This is a genomic window from Shewanella sp. SP1S2-4, assembly GCF_031932075.1.
Lineage (GTDB): Bacteria > Pseudomonadota > Gammaproteobacteria > Enterobacterales > Shewanellaceae > Shewanella > Shewanella baltica.
The window spans coordinates 36907-58667 of record NZ_JAUOET010000014.1 but is presented as its reverse complement, the minus strand read 5'-3'; the positions used below and the strand labels follow the sequence as shown (position 1 = coordinate 58667).

17 protein-coding genes are annotated in these 21761 nt (G+C 47.0%); 10 read left to right on the top strand and 7 right to left on the bottom strand.

Translation table 11 applies throughout. The features are described from left to right. Positions 1-66: 66 nt before the first annotated feature. From hypF to hyaA, 6 genes are read right to left on the bottom strand one after another with little or no spacing between them, the layout of a single operon-like run. Positions 67-2586 (bottom strand): carbamoyltransferase HypF, encoded by a 2520-nt coding sequence (gene hypF / locus Q4Q52_RS13825; RefSeq protein WP_409373431.1) that lies wholly within the window; start codon positions 2584-2586, stop codon positions 67-69. Then, a complete protein-coding gene (locus Q4Q52_RS13820; protein ID WP_311906605.1) occupies positions 2579-4465 on the bottom strand; it encodes a NiFe hydrogenase in 1887 nt (628 codons plus the stop codon). The genes hypF and Q4Q52_RS13820 overlap by 8 nt, the downstream gene beginning before the upstream one ends. Before the next feature lie 3 nt (positions 4466-4468). Further along, positions 4469-5026 (bottom strand): HyaD/HybD family hydrogenase maturation endopeptidase, encoded by a 558-nt coding sequence (locus Q4Q52_RS13815; RefSeq protein ID WP_311906603.1) that lies wholly within the window; start codon positions 5024-5026, stop codon positions 4469-4471. 7 nt (positions 5027-5033) lie between these two features. Beyond that, positions 5034-5708 carry a Ni/Fe-hydrogenase, b-type cytochrome subunit gene (gene cybH, locus Q4Q52_RS13810; protein WP_006081382.1) on the bottom strand — a complete coding sequence of 225 codons (675 nt, stop codon included), beginning with the start codon at positions 5706-5708 and terminating at the stop codon, positions 5034-5036. A gap of 19 nt (positions 5709-5727) precedes the next feature. Continuing rightward, entirely contained in the window at positions 5728-7431 is a 1704-nt protein-coding gene (hyaB, locus tag Q4Q52_RS13805; protein ID WP_311990872.1) for a nickel-dependent hydrogenase large subunit, read from the bottom strand. A 3-nt stretch (positions 7432-7434) separates the two neighbouring features. Continuing rightward, positions 7435-8571, bottom strand: a complete 1137-nt coding sequence (gene hyaA / locus Q4Q52_RS13800) for a nickel-dependent hydrogenase small subunit (protein ID WP_006081384.1) — start codon at positions 8569-8571, stop codon at positions 7435-7437. 385 nt (positions 8572-8956) lie between these two features. Here hyaA and Q4Q52_RS13795 point away from each other — a divergent pair, with 385 nt between their 5' ends. The 10 genes from Q4Q52_RS13795 (at position 8957) to Q4Q52_RS13750 (ending at position 21102) form a co-directional block, all read left to right on the top strand. Further along, entirely contained in the window at positions 8957-9424 is a 468-nt protein-coding gene (locus Q4Q52_RS13795) for a TlpA disulfide reductase family protein (protein ID WP_107947230.1), read from the top strand. 3 nt (positions 9425-9427) lie between these two features. Continuing rightward, positions 9428-9646, top strand: coding sequence for a DUF4266 domain-containing protein (locus Q4Q52_RS13790; protein WP_107947232.1), 219 nt, complete (start codon positions 9428-9430; stop codon positions 9644-9646). Between the two features lie 111 nt (positions 9647-9757). After that, on the top strand, positions 9758-11077 hold the full coding sequence (locus Q4Q52_RS13785; RefSeq protein ID WP_311990871.1) for a DUF3570 domain-containing protein: 1320 nt from the start codon (positions 9758-9760) through the stop codon (positions 11075-11077). Positions 11078-11207: 130 nt separating this feature from the next. Beyond that, positions 11208-12116, top strand: a complete 909-nt coding sequence (locus Q4Q52_RS13780; RefSeq protein ID WP_126492094.1) for an FAD:protein FMN transferase — start codon at positions 11208-11210, stop codon at positions 12114-12116. A 34-nt stretch (positions 12117-12150) separates the two neighbouring features. Beyond that, positions 12151-12810 (top strand): response regulator transcription factor, encoded by a 660-nt coding sequence (locus Q4Q52_RS13775; protein WP_006081389.1) that lies wholly within the window; start codon positions 12151-12153, stop codon positions 12808-12810. An 84-nt stretch (positions 12811-12894) separates the two neighbouring features. Continuing rightward, positions 12895-14289 carry an ATP-binding protein gene (locus Q4Q52_RS13770; protein WP_311906598.1) on the top strand — a complete coding sequence of 465 codons (1395 nt, stop codon included), beginning with the start codon at positions 12895-12897 and terminating at the stop codon, positions 14287-14289. A gap of 494 nt (positions 14290-14783) precedes the next feature. Then, complete coding sequence (locus Q4Q52_RS13765; RefSeq protein ID WP_011846652.1) at positions 14784-16412, top strand: glucan biosynthesis protein G; 1629 nt, start codon at positions 14784-14786, stop codon at positions 16410-16412. A 23-nt stretch (positions 16413-16435) separates the two neighbouring features. Further along, the gene (gene mdoH, locus Q4Q52_RS13760) at positions 16436-18619 is read left to right on the top strand and encodes a glucans biosynthesis glucosyltransferase MdoH (RefSeq protein ID WP_311990870.1); all 2184 of its coding nucleotides are present in this window, start codon (positions 16436-16438) and stop codon (positions 18617-18619) included. 218 nt (positions 18620-18837) lie between these two features. Beyond that, positions 18838-20400 carry a L,D-transpeptidase family protein gene (locus Q4Q52_RS13755; RefSeq protein ID WP_311990869.1) on the top strand — a complete coding sequence of 521 codons (1563 nt, stop codon included), beginning with the start codon at positions 18838-18840 and terminating at the stop codon, positions 20398-20400. A 153-nt stretch (positions 20401-20553) separates the two neighbouring features. Then, positions 20554-21102, top strand: coding sequence for a DUF882 domain-containing protein (locus tag Q4Q52_RS13750; protein WP_311990868.1), 549 nt, complete (start codon positions 20554-20556; stop codon positions 21100-21102). On the opposite strand, the gene Q4Q52_RS13745 is transcribed toward Q4Q52_RS13750, so the two are convergent. Next, on the bottom strand, positions 21053-21487 hold the full coding sequence (locus tag Q4Q52_RS13745; protein WP_311990867.1) for a hypothetical protein: 435 nt from the start codon (positions 21485-21487) through the stop codon (positions 21053-21055). The two genes, Q4Q52_RS13750 and Q4Q52_RS13745, sit on opposite strands and share 50 nt — an antisense overlap. Positions 21488-21761 lie beyond the last annotated feature (274 nt).

Genomic DNA, 21761 nt, shown 5'->3' with positions numbered 1-21761 from the left:
GATGTTCGTCAGGTTTATGGGGATAAAAATGGCGAGCTAACATCAGGGGTTATCAAATAAGTAAGGTTATTGATTCTGATGAATGCCATACCAAAGTTGGCCTAGAGCTATGCCGCCATCATTGATGGGGATCTGTTGACTGGATAACACTTGATTGCCTTGGGTGCTTAGCTTGCTCAGGCAATATTCCAATAGGTATTTATTTTGGAATACGCCACCGCAGAGTACGGTTGGAAGGTGTTTGTACTGGGCGGCATAGTCGCAGATAGCATAGCCTAATGTGTGTAAAAAGGCGCGGGCGATGGCATCTCGTCTGTTGTCTGTTAGCGGTTTTTCAGTCATTAATTTAACAATCTGCTTGAACATCTCACTGCTGCGCCACTGGTCGACGTCAAGAGGTAAGTTAAGCGACATGGCTTCAAGGGCTAATGCATCGGCGCGATTGGCTGCGGCTTCTATTGCCATGCCTGCTTGACCTTCAAATTGTGTGGTTTCGATTAAGCCTAAGGCGCAGGCGAGGGCATCGAACAAGCGTCCGACCGATGAGCTTTTAAGTGCGCTACCGTTCTGCCAGATCTTATGTAAGTTAGTCAGAGTGTTTGGGCGCATGTTGTTTAATATAGGTAATTGCAATGCGAGTACAGAATCGAGGCTCATTTGCTCGAACAATAATGCCAGTAACAACCTCACGGGTTGCTTAATGGCTTGTTCGCCGCCCAGCAGGGCTATAGGCTCAAAGTGCGCCAGTCGTTTGGCTTTATCGAGCGTCGTTAATAGCACTTCACCGCCCCATAAACTGCCATCGTCGCCAAGCCCGGTACCGTCAAAACTAAAGCCCAATACGGGATCTCGATATTGATTAACCGCCATTACGCTGAGCACATGGGCATGGTGATGTTGCACAGTTAAACATTGGCTTTGGCTGGTATCGCTAAGTTTTACACTCGAGTGTGAGTGCATTTCAGCCCAGCGTGACGGGGCATAATCTGGGTGTTTATCGCGAATAATGAGATTTGGCGTAAAGTGATACAACCGAGCAAAAGTGGCTAAGGTGCGCTCAAAATATTGCTCGGCGCTGACACTGAACAGGTCACCAATATGGGGACTTAAAAACACATTATTACCAAAGCCTAAGGCGATGGCATTTTTTTGCTGCGCGCCCACGGCCAAAATTGATTGGGTTAGCGGTGTATCAAGTGGGAAACTTAACGGCGCATAACCACGGGCGAGGCGCAGCACTTGCACCTCTGCAGGCGAATCCACGTTGGGCTGAATGACTTGTACCACACTGTCATCACAGCCGTTAATAATCGGCCGATTATGATCGACTATTGCATCCACAACATGGCTTAAGTGGCGAATAAGCTCGTCACAATCTGTAATGATAGGCTCACCTGACAGATTCGCGCTGGTCGCGACTAATGGCCCTTTGAAGAGCCCTAACAGTAAATGATGTAGCGGTGTGTAGGGCAAAAATACCCCGAGTTTATTCAGATTGGGGGCGATAGCTAAGCTGAGATCATGCTCGTTTCGGCTACTCATCAGCACTATGGGCCGCTCCTGCGAACTCAATACTCGCCACTCGGCATCCGTCCCTGTGACATAGTGCTGCGCCATGGTGATATCCGCCATCATCACCGCTAGCGGCTTGGCTTGGCGCTGTTTTCGCAGCCTGAGTGCGTTGACGGCATTGTCACTTCGGGCATCACAGATTAAGTGAAATCCGCCCAATCCTTTAATTGCCAGAATCTGCCCTTGGCGTAATCTGTCTGCCGCAGCTTGAAGTACCGCAAGGTCCATACCCAATTCAGGTGCGCTGACATTTGAGGCATTGGGAAGGATGCATTCCCCTTGGGGCGTTTTTAAACTGAGTCTGGGGCCGCAAACGGGGCAACTGACTGGCTGGGCATGATAGCGGCGGTCGAGTGGGTTTTGATATGCTTTGGCGCACTCGGGGCACATGTCAAAATCGGCCATAGCAGTGTTGTGTCTATCATAGGGTAAGGCATTGATAATTGTATATCTTGGGCCACAATTTGTGCAGTTGGTAAAGGCATAGCCAAAGTGGCGATCATCAGGATTATGCATGTCATTCAAGCAATCTTGGCAGGTACTTTTATCCGCTGATACTGCCACCAGCGCACCCATTGATGAACTTGGGTCATCGTCCTCATGGCTGTCGCTTTTTATGATTTCAAATGTGGTTTCGCTTAATAAAATCGGCAGCAGTGTTTGGGTTATATTATCGATACGGGCCAGTGGCGGCGGGGTGGTATTGAGCGTTGTGATAAATTGCGTGAGGTTTTCTTCCGTGCCTTGCAGCTCAATGGTCACGCCTTTGGCATTGTTGAGCACAGTGCCCGTCAGTTGAAATTCAAGGGCATAACGATAGACAAAGGGGCGAAATCCCACCCCTTGCACTATGCCAGTGACGTGTAGCTGACAACGCTTTAGCGCGGCGCCCTTGTGGACAAGGTATTCCAATGCCAGCCTGCGCTTTATCTGCAGATCACTGTGCTTTTTGTGGCGACTATTATGTCTATGTGGCTGCATGCGTTGTGACTTAACTTTTGGCCTCCTAATCATGGGCATTGAGTTGGCGCTGCTTAACGTAAAGTGCGCCAACGGCTAAGTTATCGCCGTCTAAATCTAGGCTGCGATTGACCACTAAGGGGAAGTTCTTGCCTAAGCGTAAACTGATGCGTTTACACAGGGTTTCATTCGTTAACTCATTACCCGCTAAGGCAACATTGTGTACGCCGATATTTAAATCGATATGTTCTAACCAGTTAGAAAGATAATCTGCCAGCGAGTCTTGCATCGCAAAGGCAAGCTGACTCGGATCGTCATTCCCCGCAATACGAAAACTTAAGACAGTGCCTAAGGTTTTACACCAATTTAGGCTGCGGTGGGCTTCACCTTTGGTTAGCGGATAATCGATACGCGGTGCATTGGCACCGTGGTAGCGCATGGCGGCGGCCATGAGTGCATCGCTGAGCCTTGCTTGGCTTTGAGTCTCTTCTTGTGTATTAAGGCCAATTAATATGGCAGCAATCGCCCACAGGCTTTGTAAGTTGTCCCGTCTGCCGTGAAGCTTTAGGCTTAAAAGTTTTAGGTAATCTTCGGGGAATAGGCTCTTAAATTTTTGCGCTACGGCTTTTTGCGGACTGCTGTCCAGTTGATGGAAGATTTCGTAACCGTTATCGGGCAGCTCGGGCAGGGCGAAGAAAAGTTCAGTATCGCCCTTATTATCGCTGGTGACAATTTGACTGGCGTGGGTATGGCTTAAGTAAATGACCGCAGCATTTTTTGCCTGTTTATGACTGGTAAACTTACCGTTGAGCAGCGCACTAAATAGCGCAGCGTCTGCAAGGGTGTGATTTTCTGTGTTGACTGTATTTTGATTATTATCGCTTAGCATACTGGTGCAATGAATATCACTGTCTTCACTTGACGGTACTTGAGTTAATACTGCCACACTCAGTTCGCCTAGGTGCGATCGTGAACGTTTCGCCGCTTGCCATTGGGCTTGATAGCCGTGAAAACTGACTTTTTCCCTTAAGGGTTCTGGGGCGATAAAGTGTTTGGTTTGAGTCTGCGTTGAGCCTAAATCGTGACTGGCGATTTGTGCCCAAGCACCATCGACCCAAGCTAGCTTTGGCCTATTATGCGGCCCTTTAATGTAAACCCAATCGACCCCTTTTTGTCGTAATACTTCCCCGAGCACTAAGATCACTCGGCTGTAGGCAAAGCAAATGTCGTACAGTGGTGCACTGAGTTTGTCGTGTTCTTGCGTGGGTCTCGCACAGATAAGCGGCTTTTCAATACTCGAAAGCGCGAGTACCTGCGCATCGTTCAGACAAAAATGGGCATTCAGCGTATTGGGATTACAAATTAACAGTTGTGGCCGCTCGCCTAAGAGCTGAGCAAACGGTGTGAGACTAAGTTGCAGATTATCGGCGGCCGCTAATATCAGCGGGCCTTGTGTCAGCAGTCCCTGTGCCATGGCTTTAATATCTGACAAGGTTAACGCTTTTTGTGCGGACGTTAATTGTGTTTCGCCCTTGCAGCAAGGGCAAATTAAATCGAGTGTGCCAAACTTAGCCGACTGATTATCGCCAATCAACGGATAACAATGCTGGCAAAAAGGCACTATGGCAGGGCTCGATCCAGACTGTGGAAAGGGCAGTAAGGTTTTGCCGCCTTGGGGCTCGTCGATGGCTTTAATGCCGGAGTCAATCAACCAAGCGGAAATCAAAAAGTCCGCGGCAATGGCATCGGCCAGTTGCTCGAGTTGAGTCTGCTCGCCCTGGGCTTCAATAAAGTAACTGTGCTGACCAAAGTCCTGTTGCCCATCACAGCCTATGCTGATGTTCAGCGCATCGTAATTTAGGTATTGATTACATAAATGCGCGTACAAAGGCACCTGACGTGAGCAGGTAAAATCAAATCTGATGTTTTTCATCTTCTATATACTTTCACCAGTAGTAACGCCGCGTTTATAAGAGTCAGGGATCAGCGAGTCGATACTGTGATCTGCAATACGTGTCGCAGTGAACCCAAGGGAGGCTAAGTGGGATAACAATCTTGATTCCATTAACGGCACTGCGGCGGCGACTTTAGGAGTCAAGCCCAGCACCATAGGTTCGAGCACGGTTGGGGTGACGCCCAGCACAAAGGTCTTAGGTCTGTCGCCAACCATCTCCATCATATTGAGGGTTTGCAGCATTTCGACTTCATGGGCGCTGCCTTGCCAGTCGATTTCCTTCGGTGCCTTATCAAAATCGAAGAAGTAGACTTCGCCCGCTTCTACGCCATTGGCATTGACAGTATCGACTACGATTAAATAATCGTATTGGCAAATTATGGGAATGAGTCCCTGAGCCAAGGTGCCGCCATCGAGCAGCGTTAGCTGGTGAGACTCATGGGTAAACTGATAATTATCAGCTATATAATTGACAAAATGTACGCCGATGCCTTCATCGGCGTACAGGACATTGCCAATACCGAGTAGCAATATCTTCATTGGACTCCTAGTGGTGTGAGTCTGGCTTTGGGTAGTCATAGCCAGAGACAATCGAGTCAACTGAGTTATGTTTGAAGCGTATCCCTGACCAAACCGCCATATAGACGTGGATAACCACAAAGATAACAAATGCCCAAGTTAAGTAGTGATGGAAAATCCTAACTTGTGCCAGCCCACCCATTTGTGCCGTAATCCAAGCGGCGCTGCCCCAAAGCATCCCACCTAAACCTTGGTGATACACATTGGCGTACAACACCAGACCCGTTATACATATCACGAGAGCGACCAGTGAGATTGCTACATAAGTCACAAATTGCAGCGGTCCATATACACCCGCTTTATGTAAGTGACCCATCCATAAGTAAGATTTCAGCTGAGTGATCCAGCTTTTTACACTCATCACATCGCGAAATGAGCGTCGCTCAATGTCACTTCGACTGAAAAAATACAGGTAGAAGCGGACTAAGGTGATCGCGGTCAATACAAAACCGCAGATCAAATGAGCGAAGCGGATCCAGCCTTGTACGAGCACATCCGTACTTTCAGGCGCCACAAGAAACGGCCAAGCAATATAGAATCCGGTGATCACTAGCACTAAAATTGACAGTGCCCTGAGCCAGTGGAAAATCCGTATTGCCGGACTAAAAACCAGTGTCCGAATGCGGGTTGCAGAATGGTTCATTTTGCGTTCCCTCCCTCGATTATTGACCATTGGGACTGACACGGAACTCGCTCAATGCCTGACCTTTAAAATCCATCACGTGTACAGAACACGCCATGCAAGGGTCAAATGAGTGAATAATACGTATCACCTCAAGGGGCTTAGTTGGATCTTCCAGTTTCAAGCCAATTAAAGAGGCTTCATAGGGACCCATTTTACCGTTGGCATCCACAGGTCCTGCGTTCCAGGTCGTCGGTACTACGGCTTGATAGTTCTCAATCACTCCATTTTTTATGCGGATCCAGTGGCTTAACATGCCGCGTGGCGCCTCAATCATGGCGTGACCTATGTACTCTTTGCTCGGGTCGATATTGGGTTTTACATAAGTTGATTCATCAGACTGGATATTTGTCAGCAGCGCATCGAAGGTTTTTAATCCTTCTTGGGCGACGATAACTGTCTGTAACATACGGGCAGCGGTGCGGCCTAAAGTGGTAAATAGGGCGGCAACGGGTAAGCCTGTGCGAGCAAGCAGGGCATTGACTGAATCCACAACCACTTTGTTACCACGGGCATAACTCACTAATAGGCAGGCTAATGGGCCCACTTCGACGGGTTCACCTTGATAACGGGGGGATTTCACCCAAGAGTATTTACCATCACCATCCAGTGTTGGCAATTTGCCGTAGACGGTATCGCGTTCAACAAAACCAGTGTAATTAGGAATCGTTGTACCGTCATAGGGATGCTGCGGCGCATCGGCGCTATACCAAGCATGGCTAACGTCTTCAGCAATCAGATCTGGGTTTACATCGCTGACACCGGCAAGGTCGCCATTCATGATCACGCCTTGATTGAACATGTATTCGCCATTGGCTAACACAAAGTCATCGGTCGCCATGAAGTTTTTCACATTCACGCCGCCCAGCACGCTTGGCTCAGTACCAAAGGCTTCGGCCGCCATTACGATATCCGCTTGATAAGCACGCAGGATAAAGTCAGTCACGGTCGCATGTTTTTGCTTCCATTCCTGCAGGCGAGCAGGGCTTAGCATGTCGCGCACCGACGTCACACCACCAACAACAACGGATTGTGGATGTGGAGATTTACCGCCAAAGATGGCCAGCATTTCTGCCGCAACACGTTGTACTTCAAGTGCTTTAAGGTAGTGAGACAGCGCGATAAGGTTTTGCTCTGGAGTAAATTTATAGGTGCCATTGCCCCAATAAGCGTTGGCAAAGGGGCCTAATTTACCGGTTTCGACAAAGCCTTTGACTCTTTCTTGCACGGCTCTTAAATCACCTTCACCCGCGGCTATGGGTTTGTCTGTGTATTGCAGCGCAACTTGTGCAGCTTTGGCCGGATCGGCGCTCAGTGCAGACACCACATCCACCCAATCAAGACCGTGTAGATGGTAGAAATGCACAATATGGTCATGCATGTATAAAGAGGTTTGCATCAATGAACGTAAGTATCTCGCGTTCAACGGAATTTGAATTCCCAGAGCGTGCTCAACCGCTTCAGTGCCGCAGCGGTAGTGGGAATAGGTACAGACACCACAGATACGTTGCACAATAAGGCCAACATCCATAGGTGTACGGCCCTTGAGAATGACTTCAATACCGCGCCAGAGTGTGGAGGATGACCAAGCCTTGCTGATGACGTTATTTTCATCAACTTCAACTTCGATACGTAAGTGACCCTCGATACGTGTGATAGGGTCGATAACAACGCGCTTGCTCATGGGTTATTCCTCCAGCGGTTTGGCAAAAATACTGGCAACGGCATGGGCTCCAATGCCCACCACAGTCGCGCCTAAAATCACCGCACCAATAGTATCTGCGGTCGCATCCAATCCATGGAGGAGTTGACGGCCAAGGGGTTTTTCAAAGTCGGCCATGTCATCCCAGAAGTTAGGTTCTGAGCAGCCCATACAACCGTGTCCAGCAAGTACTGGCCAGCTGGTGTGATGGTTAAAGCGCTCGGTAGGGCAGTTGTTGTAGGTGTAAGGACCTTTACAACCGACTTTATACAGGCAGTAGCCTTCTTTCGCGCCGTGATCGCCAAATTCTTCAACGAATTCACCGGCATCAAAGCGCCCGCGACGTTCACAGTTATCGTGTACCCGCGCGCCGTAAGCCCATTTTGGTCTGTTAAACATATCCAGCGCAGGTAATTTGCCGAACATGATGAAGTACATCAAAGTGCCGACTATGTTCTTTTCGCTCGGTGGGCAACCGCCTAAGTTAATGACGGGTTTACTGACCACTTCGTGCACGCCTTTCGCCCCCGTTGGGTTTGGATAGGCAGCTTGCACGCCACCAAACGCTGCACAAGTGCCGACAGAGATAATCGCGGCGGCGCCTTCTGCAGCATGTTTGATGATTTCTAACCCTGTGTGGCCTTTACAGCCCACAGTGAGGAAGCTGCCGTTATTGGCGGTCGGAATTGCCCCTTCAACGGCCAGTAAATAGCGGCCCTTGTAGGTTTCGAGTGCATTTTCGAGGTTTTCTTCGGCTTGCCAACCCGCAGCAGCCATTAAGGTTTCGTGATATTCCAAGGAGATATGATCGAAAATCAGCGAATCTAGATTGGGGGTATCGGTACGAATTAAGGATTCTGAGCAGCCAGTACATTCGGCCATGTGTAACCAGATTAAGGGTACACGGTCGGCTAATTCGGCAGCTTCGGCTACTAAGTTACTAAAGGGGAGCGGTAATGCGAGCATGCTCGTCACCATGGCACTCCACTTCATAAAATCACGGCGACTAATGCCGTGCTGTTGCATTTTCTCAATCAGCGATTGTTGTTGACGGGGAGCGAATTGGCGTAACGCATCTAAGCGCGCCTTTCCCTGTTCATATAGGGCTGCATGTGTGTCCATGGGTCAACCTTTTTTGTTATTTAAATGTAAATTGGTAAGGGTTTACATAATTGACAGGGTCAGTTTAGGCCGTTGGAGTGTAAAGATTTTTGATGTATATCAAGAATTTTCAAGAGATGTGATAGAACTGAATTTGACATTTAATTAACATGACGCAGATCTAATTTCACTTTTCCTAATGGGACAAAATGTCTCATATTTGCCATTTTGGATGAAATCGGTCACTTAATCGGCGCTCATGTAATTAAGGTTACGCTGTTGAAAATGCCGACCTTAAGTGGGGGAGTCTGCGCATACGGCTTAATTGGACTTATATCAGCTTGTTTAAGAAAACCTTAAGATTCAGTTAATAGATTCAAAGGTAATCGTTAACGCGGAATATTCTATGAAGAAAATATTGTTGTTACTTAGTTTAATGGCCGCTGGCGTACAAGCCGCGCCGTCGTTGGATCACCAAGTGTTTAATGCGCTAAACCAAGCTGTTTCTCTGAGTGAGTTTAAAGGTAAAGTCGTTTATGTCGATTTTTGGGCCTCTTGGTGTGGGCCTTGCCGTAAATCCTTTCCGTGGATGAATGAGATCCAAAAAAAGTATCAAGATCAAGGTTTGGCCGTCGTGGCAATCAACCTAGATACAGATAACGAGTTAGCCCAAGAATTCTTAAAACAAGTCCCTGCCAATTTTTCAGTGCGTTTCAATCCAGAAGGTGATGTCGCGCGCAGCTTCGATTTGCTGGGTATGCCGAGCAGTTTCATGTTCAATCGCCAAGGTCAGTTAGTGCAGCATCATGTTGGTTTTTATGCCGATAAAGCCGCTGAATACGAGCAAGAGCTCGTTAGTTTACTGAAGGAGTAATTTATGCTTAAACCCGCATTAGTCGCAGTCACACTCATTATAGGTTTGAGTGGTTGTTCAAATTTAGGGGTGCAGCCGTGGGAGAAAGGCCAGTTGGCACGCGCTGATATGGCGCTCGACAGTGAAAAGCTCGATCTGGCGCTCGATGATCATATTTATTTTAGTAAAGAAGGCAGTAGCGGCGGTCGCACCTTTGCCGGTGGTGGATGTGGCTGTAACTAAACTCTCCGTTGGTGTTAGTTGCCCTTAGATGTAACGAATAGATGTGATGAGCTCAGGGGCGAAATCCCGCGGTATTGAATAGATGAAAGTGACCTACAGGTGTTGTCAGCTATGACCCAAAAAAAGAATCAAATAAATGCAAGACAATCGAAACAGATTGCGGGTGCGTTAGCCTTAGCCAGTTGTGGATTGTTTGCCACAAGTGGCCACGCGACTGAATTATCTAAAAAAGCTGACGACTGGAAGGTCGATGCTGCGCTAATGTATTACGGTGAGCAGGATAGAGTGCAGGCCGTTGAAGCCATAGGTACAGCGCAAAAAGCCTTTGGCGATGATAGCGTGCTGGATCTCAAATTGGTGGTCGATAGCTTAACCGGTGCCTCGGCTTCGGGCGCTGTGGCCCAAAGTAGCAGCCAAACCTTTACTCGTCCTTCGGGCAATGGCCAATACAGTGTGGCAGCGGGCGATACACCGCTCGATGACACGTTTCACGATACTCGCGTACAAGCCAATGTCGGTTGGAGTGAAGTGCTAACACCAGATTGGAAACTCAATGTTGGCGCATATGGCTCGAAAGAGTTTGATTATATGTCAATGGGGCTCAATGCCAGTATTGAACGCGGCTTCAATAAAGACAACACGACGTTATTTTTAGGCACAGCTTACAGCTTCGATGTGGTCGATCCTGTCGGTGGACGTCCGGTAGATTTATCCTCAATGGCGGTTCGCGATAACTTCGCCAGTGAAGAAGCATACCGCAGCGCATTTGATGCGACTCGTCAAAGTGGCAGCGATAACAAGCAAACCGCCGATGTGATGCTAGGCATCACCCAAGTACTGAGCCAGCGCTGGTTGTTGCAGGCCAATTATGGTTTATCGAGTGTGAATGGCTATTTAACCGATCCCTATAAAGTACTCAGTGTGGTGGATAACAATGGCATCACTCAGGATCTCTTGTATGAAAGCCGCCCCGATGCTCGCTTGAAGCATAGCTTTTACGTGATGACTAAAGGCGCGTTAGATGCGGGCGTGGTGGATTTTTCCTATCGTTATAATACCGATGATTGGGATCTCACATCGCACACCTTAGAAACCCATTACCGTTATTACTTTACGGGCAATTTTTACGGTCAATTGCATCTACGTTATTACCAACAAACGGCGGCTAACTTCTATCAACCTTTCTTGATGGCAGATGCGCCACTGCCCGAGTTTGCCAGTGCCGATTATCGTATCGGTGATATGTCGGCTTATACGATAGGGATTAAATTTGGCCATCGATTATCGGGCGGTCATGAGATGTCGTATCGCTTAGAGTATTACCAACAGGATCCGAAAAATAACGGCACTACTATCCCAGGAGAGCTGCAAAACTTTGATCTGTTCCCGACGCAGAAGGCGATAACAGCACAGTTTAGTTATTCTTTTTAATACGAAATAATGCTACTGACTCAGATAGCAAGGCGTTAAACTGTATGGGTAGCTTAGCTACCCATACTCAATTTACCCCTGAGCTTATTTAAGCTGAATCCCAGTGGGGTGCCATGTAAAGAGGTGATTTATGATGTCAACATCATCCCTAAAAACCGCACTTTATTCGCTGCAACGCCGTGATTGGGGTTATGTAGGCGAATTTAGAGCCATGGCGAGTCCCTGTGAAATACTCATCGCATGCGATCAACTCGATATTGCCGACGATATGTTGGATATGGCCGTCACTGAGGCGCTGCGTATTGAACATAAGTACAGTCGCTTTATTGCGCAGAATTGTCTGTGGCAATTAAACCATGCCTATGGTCATAAGCAGCTTATTGATGAAGAAACCTGGCAGTTATTGGCTTTTGCCAAACAATGTTTTCAGCTTAGTGATGGATTATTTGATATCTCTGCAGGGCCGTTAATGGAGCTGTGGCGCTTTGATCCCAAAGCCCAATTGCCTGAACATGCCCGCATACTTGCCGCGAAAGCCTTAGTGGGGTTTGAGCGTATCGAGTTTGATTCGCGCCATATTGAGATGCCATCGGGAATGAAATTGGATTTTGGCGGCATTGCTAAGGAATATGCAGTCGATAGAGTCGCCTATGAGTTGGCTGAATGTTATCCAGATATTCCTGTGCTAGTGAATTTTGGTGGCGATATCGCCTGTCCTGTGCCCAAAGTGAACCCATGGCAGGTGGGCATTGAAGATCCTCGCCATCTCGATCGCGCCGCCAGTGTACTGGCTATTAGCCAGGGCGCATTAGCGACCAGCGGCGATACACGGCGCTTTTTTGAAGTAGATGGAAAGCGTTACGGCCATATTGTCGATCCGCGTACTGGCTATCCCGTCGTCCATGCGCCGCGCTCCGTGACTGTGTTAGGGCCAAACTGCGTGACCGCTGGAATGCTGGCGACTATGGCCATGTTACAGGGCCAAGATGCGGAAGCATTTTTACAGCAACAAGATGTTAAGTTTAGTATTTTCCGTTAAGGGTTCTTTTAAAAGGCTCTGTTAAGGACATTGAATGCGTATTATGTTGGTTGAAGACAATGAGTTATTGGCCCAAGGGATTTGCTTGAGTTTGGCAAAGCTGGGCATGCAGGTTGATCACCTTAATAGTTATCAGCAAGCATTACAGGGTGTTAAAAATGAAAGCTTCAGTGCCATAGTGCTCGATCTGGGTTTACCCGACGGTAACGGTAAAGAGTTACTTAAAGCTTGGCGTCAGCAGGGAGTGTCAATTCCTACAATAGTCCTGACCGCCAATACTGATTTTGACACTAAGCTCGAATGCTTAGACATGGGCGCCGATGATTATCTCGGTAAACCCTTCGATGTGCGTGAATTGGCCGCGCGCATTCGCGCCATCGTCAGACGCCAGTACGGGCTCGATCACAACAGTTTGATTATTGGTGCGCTGTGCATTGATTTAAATACCCGCGAAGTGACCTTTCGCGATCAAAATGTGCTGCTTTCGCGGCGTGAATTCCAATTATTGCTTGAACTCGCACAATCAGCAGGGCGCGTATTGACGCGCAGCCAACTGGAACAGTTAACCTATGGCTGGGATGAAGTCGGCAGCAACTCGATTGAAGTGCATATCCATCATCTGCGTAAAAAGCTCGCCAATGAGCTGATTAAAACCGTGCGCGGAATTGGCTATACCTTGATTGAAATAAATTAATTCACTGAATTAAGTGACAATACTCACGTTTGTGGCTATTGATACCTCAGTGATTAGCTGAGGGTTAAACGTTAGGAAACTGAAGTGATTCGATTAAAGGGGCTGGATGTGTATTCACTGCGTTTGGTACTGACATTATTGATTTTGTCAGGTATTTCAGTGTCCGTTGCTGTCTCTAGCTGGTTGAGTACTCGGGATTCTAAGCATCAAATAGAAGAACTCTTCGATGCGCAAATGCTGCAAACCGCGAAAATGCTGGAGCTGTTTTATCACACTGAGCCCGGTGCGACGCCCCAGAGTACCGCGAGACCCCAAGTGCTCCACGTTCCCGATAGCCAGATCAGTTCCTTTGCCGAAAAAGCCGATGCCCTGAAACTCGCCTATGAGCATAAATTGGCGTTTCAAATTTGGAGTGAGGCGGGCGAAGCCTTAGTGCTGTCGGACAATATTGGCCATCAACCTATCACCCGATTCGTGCAGGGTTATCACAAGAAAGTGTTCGAAGGTGAACTCTGGCATGTGTTCAGTTTTTTCTCGGTTAAAAATCATGTTTGGATTGTCACCGCTCAGCAGGATGAAGTGCGCCAAGAGCTCGTATCACAAATCATGCACAACGCGGTTATCGTGCCCTTGATTGTGGTGCCTTTGACACTACTTATCGTTAGCCTATTGTTTTATCTATTGTTCCGGCCGTTAAAAACCTTTGAAAGGGAGCTGATTGGGCGGGCGCCGAACGATCTCACGCCGCTGACTATGTCGCTACCGAAAGAGCTCGTACCCGTTCGACGCGCATTAAACCTATATATCAATAGCATAGCTAGATTCATTGCCCGTGAGCGCCGTTTTAGCGCCGATGCTGCCCATGAACTGAAAACACCTTTATCTGTGATTAAATTACATCAACACGGTTTAGAGAGCCTGATTGACGATGATCCACAGCAGAAATTTCATCTAGCTGCGATTGATGCCGGCGTGGTGCACATGAGTCATACCGTTGAACAGTTACTCGTGTTAGCGAGGGTGGATTCGATAAATGAGCTCAATGTGTCATCCCACGCTATCTTGCCTATGGTTGAAGATGCGCTTAATCAATTGATGCCACAAATCACCGATTATGAATGGAATATCAATATCGCGCCCCAGCTGACCGTGACCTGCGATCGTTTTTATCTGCTGCTGGTGCTAAAAAATATTATTGAAAATGCCTGCAAATACAGCCCGCAGGAATCAGAAATCTCAGTGTCGGCCCATTCACTGGGTGATGAGATTAGTATCTGTATTGCGGATCGTGGCCAAGGCATGACAGAGGAGCAGATTGCTAATGCCACAGAGCGTTTTTATCGTGTGAATGAAAATGAAGGCATAGGTGCGGGTTTAGGTTTATCTATCTGCCATCACATCATTGAATTGCACCAAGGCCGTTTAGTGATCGCGCCAAGGGAGCAGGGCGGATTATCTGTGACTCTTTTTTTGCCGTAATAGTTCAGAAGTTAACATCTTAAAATAGATCCGCAGTTTAAGTGACATCACCTCAGTGGTTTTGATACATTTGGGTGAGTGTAATTGTGAGTTTGTCTGCTATCTTAGAAAAAATTCTTAGGTTTACCAACAGATTGGTTCGCTAATTGCGTTTTTTCATCTAAGATCATCCACACTAAGTTGAGACTTTAAAAAGTCTCATTTTACTTTCAAAAATGTAGCATTTGGATCACTTAACCTGCTTTTGTAACTGTGAAAGCAAAAATATGCATGATAATGTTATTTTTATATTCCTTTTAGGTATAAACTTATTCTCAAATAGTATTGTGTAGAAGGGGTTAACTGCATCTTTATTTATGAGTTTTTTTCTCCTTCTGATATCTTTCGCGATATGTAAGCAACTGTTTTTTTTCGCCCCTAAGCGAGGATGAAAAAAATTCACTGTATACATAAAAAACATTGATTTCTTAGTTTATTTTTTAGGTTACCTATCTATGGTTAGCTTGTTGCGTTGCCCATCGTCCAAACCTTATTCGTCACTCATTTGTTCACTGACGCTAGGCGCTGTTGTCGCCCTGTCTGGTGTCGCGTACGCTGAAGAGACAAAACCCGCCGAGACAGTTCCTGTGGTAACTCCGCCGAAAGTGATTTCTCAGCCCGCTACAAAAAATCAAGTGAGATTCACTAAAACAGGCGCTTTCGATAGCGATACTGTGGTGAAGATTGCAAAACGTTTGGCAGCGAAACCGTATGTGGCCCTTAAAGACCCGTTACCGGCCGGCCTGGCTAAATTGTCATACGATGAATACCGTGATATTCGTTTTAACCCGACTGCGTCTATTTGGCGTGATCAGGGCGTGCCTTTTCAAATGCAAATGTTCCACCGTGGCTTCTATTTCCAAGATCTGATTGAGATTGCGATTGTGGAAGGACAAAATGCAACGCATTTGGCCTACGAGCCTAAGTATTTCACCGCGGGTGAAGTGATTACCCAAGCGTTACCCAATGACGACATTGGCTACTCAGGTTTTCGCATTCATAACCAACTGAATACTAACGGTGTGTTTGACGAACTTATGGTGTTCCAAGGTGCGAGTTATTTCCGCGCTTTAGGTAAAGGTAACGCCTATGGTTTATCTTCACGTGGTTTAGCGTTAAAAACCGCCGATGCCGAAGGGGAAGAATTCCCAATATTTCGCGCTTTTTGGGTTGAACGTCCATACAATGACAGCAACTTGATTGTTGTGCATGCCTTGCTAGATAGCCCAAGTGTGGCGGGTGCTTATACTTTCTCTGTCCGTCCTGGTGATAACACTTTGATTGACGTTGAAGCGACGCTGTTTCCGCGAGTTGAGCTGAGCAAAGTTGGTTTAGCACCCAGCACGAGCATGTTCCTGCATTCACTCAATGGTCGTCATGATACCGATGACTTTAGACCTGAAGTGCATGATTCTGACGGTTTATTGATGTTAAACGGCCGTGGTGAACATTTATGGCGCCCATTGGCTAACCCACGTCAATTACAGGTCAGTGCGTTTTCTGACAACTCGCCACAGGGTTTTGGTTTGATCCAACGTGAGCGTGATTATGCGTCTTACCAAGATTTAGAAGCACATTATGAACGTCGCCCAAGTCTGTGGATTGAGCCTGTGGGCAACTGGGGCCAAGGTTCAGTGGTGTTGACTGAAATTCCGACTGAGTCTGAAATTCATGACAACATCGTTAGCTACTGGAAACCTCGTCAGCCTATTCCTGCGGGCAGTGAATTCCATTTTGCCTATCGCATGAGCTGGGGTGATGAACCCGCGGCTAAAGTCGGTGCTGTACATGTGTCTCGCTCTGCCAGTGGCCGTGCCGATATTGCTAAAGCAACACCAAGACGTTTATTTGTGGTCGACTATCAAATTGAAGGTCCGATGACAGATGAAATGCCAGTTGCTAAAGTAGAAGCGTCTGGTGGTGTGGTCACAAATGTGGTGATTGCCCGTAATGCAGCCAAAAATGGCTATCGCTTAGCTTTTGAATTAGAGCCAGAAGATAAAGAACTTATCGAACTGCGCGCTGAACTCAAGTTCCCAACTCCTCGTCAGGTTGAAACCTGGCTCTATCGCTGGACGCTGTAAGGTTCATGACGGAGCAACATGATATGACTGTATCCGAAAACTCGGTACTCGAGACGGAAGTCCTCGTGGGTGGTAGTGCTATGCCTAATGAACGGCCTGGCGCTATGGAACCCCAAAATTTAAGTAAGATGCCAGAGGGATTCCCTCGCCGTAGCACAGTGGCGAATGGAGTACGTTCGCGTGCTTCGCGCCGCTTCTTAGTGGTTGGCGGTGCTTTATTACTGTCTTTATTCGCTATTTATGAAATGGGCGCGGTATTTAGTATTGGCGGAATTACGCCACTGGAATATCTCGTGTTGGCGTTATTTGCGGTTAACTTTTGTTGGATCGCCTTAGCGTTTTGTAGTGGTATTGCGGGTTTTTTAATTTTGCTGCGCAAACCGCGGGCAAAAGATCTGCAAGTGACTGAGCTGCATACGCGCACCGCGATCTTAATGCCGACCTATAACGAATCCCCAGACAGGGTATTTTCGGCGGTCTCTGTGATGGCAGAAACCTTGTCGCAAACGGGTCATGGTCATGCTTTTGATTGGTTTATCTTAAGTGATACCACAGATCCCGATATCGCCTTGCTCGAAGAGCAGGCGTTTTTGGTGTTACGTCAAGAAACCCATAAGCATTCGCGGGTGTATTACCGTCGTCGTCGTAAAAACGTCGCCCGTAAAGCGGGTAACGTTGCCGATTTCTGCCGCCGTTGGGGTTCGCGCTATGATCACTTGTTAGTGCTTGATGCCGACAGCTTGATGGAATCATCAACCATCACAGGTTTAGCCCAGCGTATGCAGGCCGACCCTGATGCGGGCTTAATCCAAACGATTCCGTCGCTAATCAACGGCACCACTTTAATGGCGCGTTTACAGCAATTTGCGGCGCGCATTTATGGCCCCGTAATTGGTACCGGTTTAGGCTGGTGGGTACAAAAAGAAGGTAACTTCTGGGGCCATAACGCCATTATCCGTACCGAAGCCTTTATGACCGCGGCCGGATTACCCAACCTTAAGGGTAAGCCGCCTTTTGGTGGCCATATCATGAGCCATGACTTTGTTGAAGCGGCGTTGATTCGCCGTGCCGGCTGGAGTGTGGTTATTGCCTATGACTTACCCGGTTCATACGAAGAATGTCCACCGTCAATTATCGACTTAGCCGTGCGTGATCGCCGCTGGTGCCAAGGTAACTTGCAGCATTCACGTATTTTGCCGACCAAAGGTTTGCATTGGGTGAGCCGTTTGCATTTACTGACGGGCATCATGGCCTATTTATCATCACCTTTCTGGTTGATGTTGATTTTGACCGGTTTAATGTTAGCCCTGCAGGCACACTTTATTCGACCTGAATATTTCACCGATCAATTTTCACTGTTCCCCACTTGGCCCATCATGGACTCGGATAGGGCATTGAGATTGTTCTACATTACTATGGGTGTCTTGTTCGGTCCTAAAATATTCGGCGTCTTGTTACTGCTTAAAGACGGCGAATTTGCTCGCAGTGTGGGTGGCCGGATTAAAGCAATATTCAGTGTTATTTTTGAGGTCATACTCTCAGCGCTGATTGCACCTATCATGATGTTTATCCATTGTGGTGCCGTGATGTCTATTCTGATGGGCCGTGACAGTGGTTGGTCGCCGCAACGTCGTGATGATGGCAGTATGCCTTGGATGACGCTAATCTATCGTCACCGCTGGCATATGCTGGCGGGTGTGATGTTAGGTTATGCGGCGATTTTGGATTCTTTGACTTTGTTAGCTTGGATGAGTCCGGCGTTGATTGGACTCTGGATTGCCGTGCCTATTTCAGCTTGGACGGGTTCTGTTAAAATCGGCGAAGTGTTCAAGCATGCGGGTATTCTTGCGACACCTGAAGAGCGTAATCCTGCAAAGATTTGCTTGCAAGCACAGGAAGCCCGTGCCGCTTACCAAGAACACATTGCTGAGCCTTGGACATTAGCACAGGTGCTTAAAGACCCTGAGTTGATGGAATTGCATTTGGCTATGGTAGATAAACAGCCTTTGCGCGCTGCGGGGACTCCGATTGAAGCGATGGAAGCCATAGTGCATGTAAAAGTGCATGAGGCTCGTTGCCAACAGAGCGCATTAGCTGTATTGAATCGCCAAGAAATGGCGATGGTATTAGCGAATCCTTTGATGTTACGTAGCCTGCAGAAATTACCCGAGCAATTTGTTGAAGAAGATCTGGTGTCTTTTTGCTAACGAATATCTAACGCACAGCGAACCAACACTAGCGCAGCGTTTGCTCGTAAATGGGTTTGGTAGTAATGAAAATGCCACTGACGACCTCAGTGGCATTTTTTCTTTTCATAATCTGCAGTTTTCCCCTAGTAATTAACTGATCCCCATGGAATAGTCGTATTACATGACTGACATGATCGCTGGTTTTCAGCTGACCTTAAATAGCGAAGGGAGTATTTATGGTATTGCACAAGATAATCCAGTATTTCCCCCGCTTTGTACGCGCATCGCACACTAAGCAAATACCCAAGAATTGCCGTTTTGGGCTGATAGTGCTGAGTGTTATTGCCTGGTTTCCTATTATGTTAACGACATTGGCGATGGCCGCCGATGAGACTCAAGCCATTTCATCTGCTCTCAGTATTAGCGTACAGCCAAGCATGCAGCATGTGCAGCCAAGTACAGAGGGTAAAGCGGCTGAGCCCGATGCAGTCTTGCCACTTACGGCACTCGTACAACAGGTGTTGTTGCTGGATCTTGCAGGCGTTAATCCTGTTTTTGGTCTGCATTATCGTGAATTAACGCTATCACCAAATACCTTATCAGCGGCTGATGTGGCGCGGGTTAAAGCTGATGTGACGGGCTACTGGCGTTATATCAAGACCTTTGCGCAATGTAATAACGGCGCACTTGTAGACACAGTATTAACCGTTATTCCAACGGATGCTCAATATCAGAGGGTGTTAAAACAAGTCGCCCATTTAGTGCAATTGGATGCGACTGAGCCTTGGGAAACCTTAGTGTTGGATGAAAAGTTAACGGCCGGAATGAGCCATCCACTCCTTGATATCATAGCTAAACGTTTGTGGCTTTTGGGTGATTTAGAAACAGAAGCAACAACGAACCTTGTCTATAGCGAAGAATTGGTGGTTGGTGTTAAACGTTTTCAACACAGGCATGGGTTAAAACAAGACGGAGTGATTGGTAAGCAGACCATGTATTGGCTGAATCAATCGCCAAAGGCGAGGGCTGTCTTACTGGCTAAAAATACCATTCGGCAACGAGTGTTTGAACGTAAGTTGGAGCCAAGCTACTTGCTGATTAACGTGCCCGCCTTTGAAATGACCTTAGTCGATAATGGCACCTCAGTGCTTAATTCCAAAGTAATAGTGGGCAAGTCTTCACGGCAAACCCCGCTGCTGGATAGCCAGATTTCCAGCGTGGTCCTCAATCCCAGTTGGCGAGTGCCAAGCAGCATTTTACGCCGAGATATCCTGCCGCAAATTCGGCGAAATGGTCATTATCTTAATGAACGCCAATTTGATGTGTATGACTATAACGGTCAATTGGTGCAACACATGCCAGAAGAATGGCAGGCTTTAGCTAGCACTTCGTTTCCCTATCAGCTAGTGCAACGCCCAGGGGTGAAGAATGCATTAGGCAAATATAAGTTCCACTTTGATAACAGTTTTAGTGTTTATTTGCATGGCACTTCTGAGCCAAGTCTCTTTAATAAGGATGATAGGGCACTATCATCAGGCTGTATTCGGATTGAAAAAGTCACTGAATTAGCTCAATGGTTTAAGGAACATTTAGTCAAAGATAAGCGTTTATGGGACAAATTAGCCCCAGATGTAACGCAGCCCCAGTGGTTTTCACTTTCTCAAAAGCTGCCAGTGCATCTGGTGTATTGGACTGCGTGGCTAGATGACAGTGGGCAAGAGCAATACCGTAATGACATTTACCATTTAGAAGCTGAGTTGACGAATGCCGTGCCTGCCACGGTTTTAGATCTCAATTAAGATTTTGCACGATAAAGCAGAGTAAGATAACAAATTGAACTCGCAGAGCATTTTAAAATCGTGGACAGAATAGGGTTGGCAAAACTTGATCTTAGGGCCTATTCAGTATAATTTGCTTGATTAGTGACCAAAAAGCATGCAAAAGGTGATCATGTGACTTTGATATGTCCTGCCCGTAGGCAGTTATTGTTAGGCCTAAGTGGTGTGGCATTATGTTCTTTTATTCCCTCAAAAGCAGTAGCCAGTCGTTCAACCAAAGGGAGCCGTGAGTTAAGTTTGTTTAATCGCCATACCGGTGAACGCGACGATGGCAGTTACTGGGTTGATGGTCATTATCAAAGTAAGGTATTAGACGATTTCAGCCATTTATTGCGCGATCACCGTCAGAATGTGGCAGCGCCCATGGATAAACGTTTATTCGATTTACTCTATTCACTTAAAACGACGTTGAATGTCGACGATGAAATCCATGTGATTTCTGGTTACCGTTCACCCAAAACCAATGCCATGCTAGCGAGCAACAGTGGCGGCGTGGCAAAAAAGAGTTATCACATGCGCGGTATGGCTATGGATATTGCGATCCCAAACGTTAAGCTTAAAACCCTCAGAGACGCGGCTTTATCCTTAAAACTGGGAGGCGTGGGTTACTATCCTAGCTCTGGCTTTGTGCATGTCGATTGTGGGCCAGTACGACATTGGTAGCTTGAATGATTTGTTGTTGGACTCGTTGATAGAATCTTTGCTCTAGGGTTTGAGACTCTGTCAGGTAATGCCTCAGCAGCGGGATAAATTGCTGGTTAAGTTTGTTCATTTCTCTGTGTTGTTGCCAATCACAAATCAATAAACTTAAATGTTGTGAGAATTGATACTGTCTTTGTCTTTGTAATTCAATATCGACCGACTCAACAACCTGCATGAGTAATATTAAGCTGCGGTTTTTCTGTTGCGCACAAGCGAGCAATTCTAAGAATTTTAATTCGAGGGTATTTTGCTGGTAAGGAACGGTTTCGATAAGTGAGATAAGTTCACGGGCCAGTTGGCATGAAAGTCTGTTTTCTTGTTGTAACTGGTATAGTGCATGACGCATTTTTTGACACAGCAGTTATCGAAATTTGCCCGAGCTTATCAGGCTTCTTAATTTCCCAGTGTGATCTAGATCGCGTGTTTTTTGTTTGAGATCAAAGCCTTTTCTCAGCTGTAACAGTCAAGATACAAGTTCTTCAATTTGATAAATAGCTACCTTTTTTACTAACGCAGCGGCTTAAAAATTGGTGGGGTGCAGGATTCTTGTGTGCCTTGGGTATCTATGTTAGTATTCGCGCGCTTTATATGAGCCGTCATTGGTCGAAAATGTCGGCAAC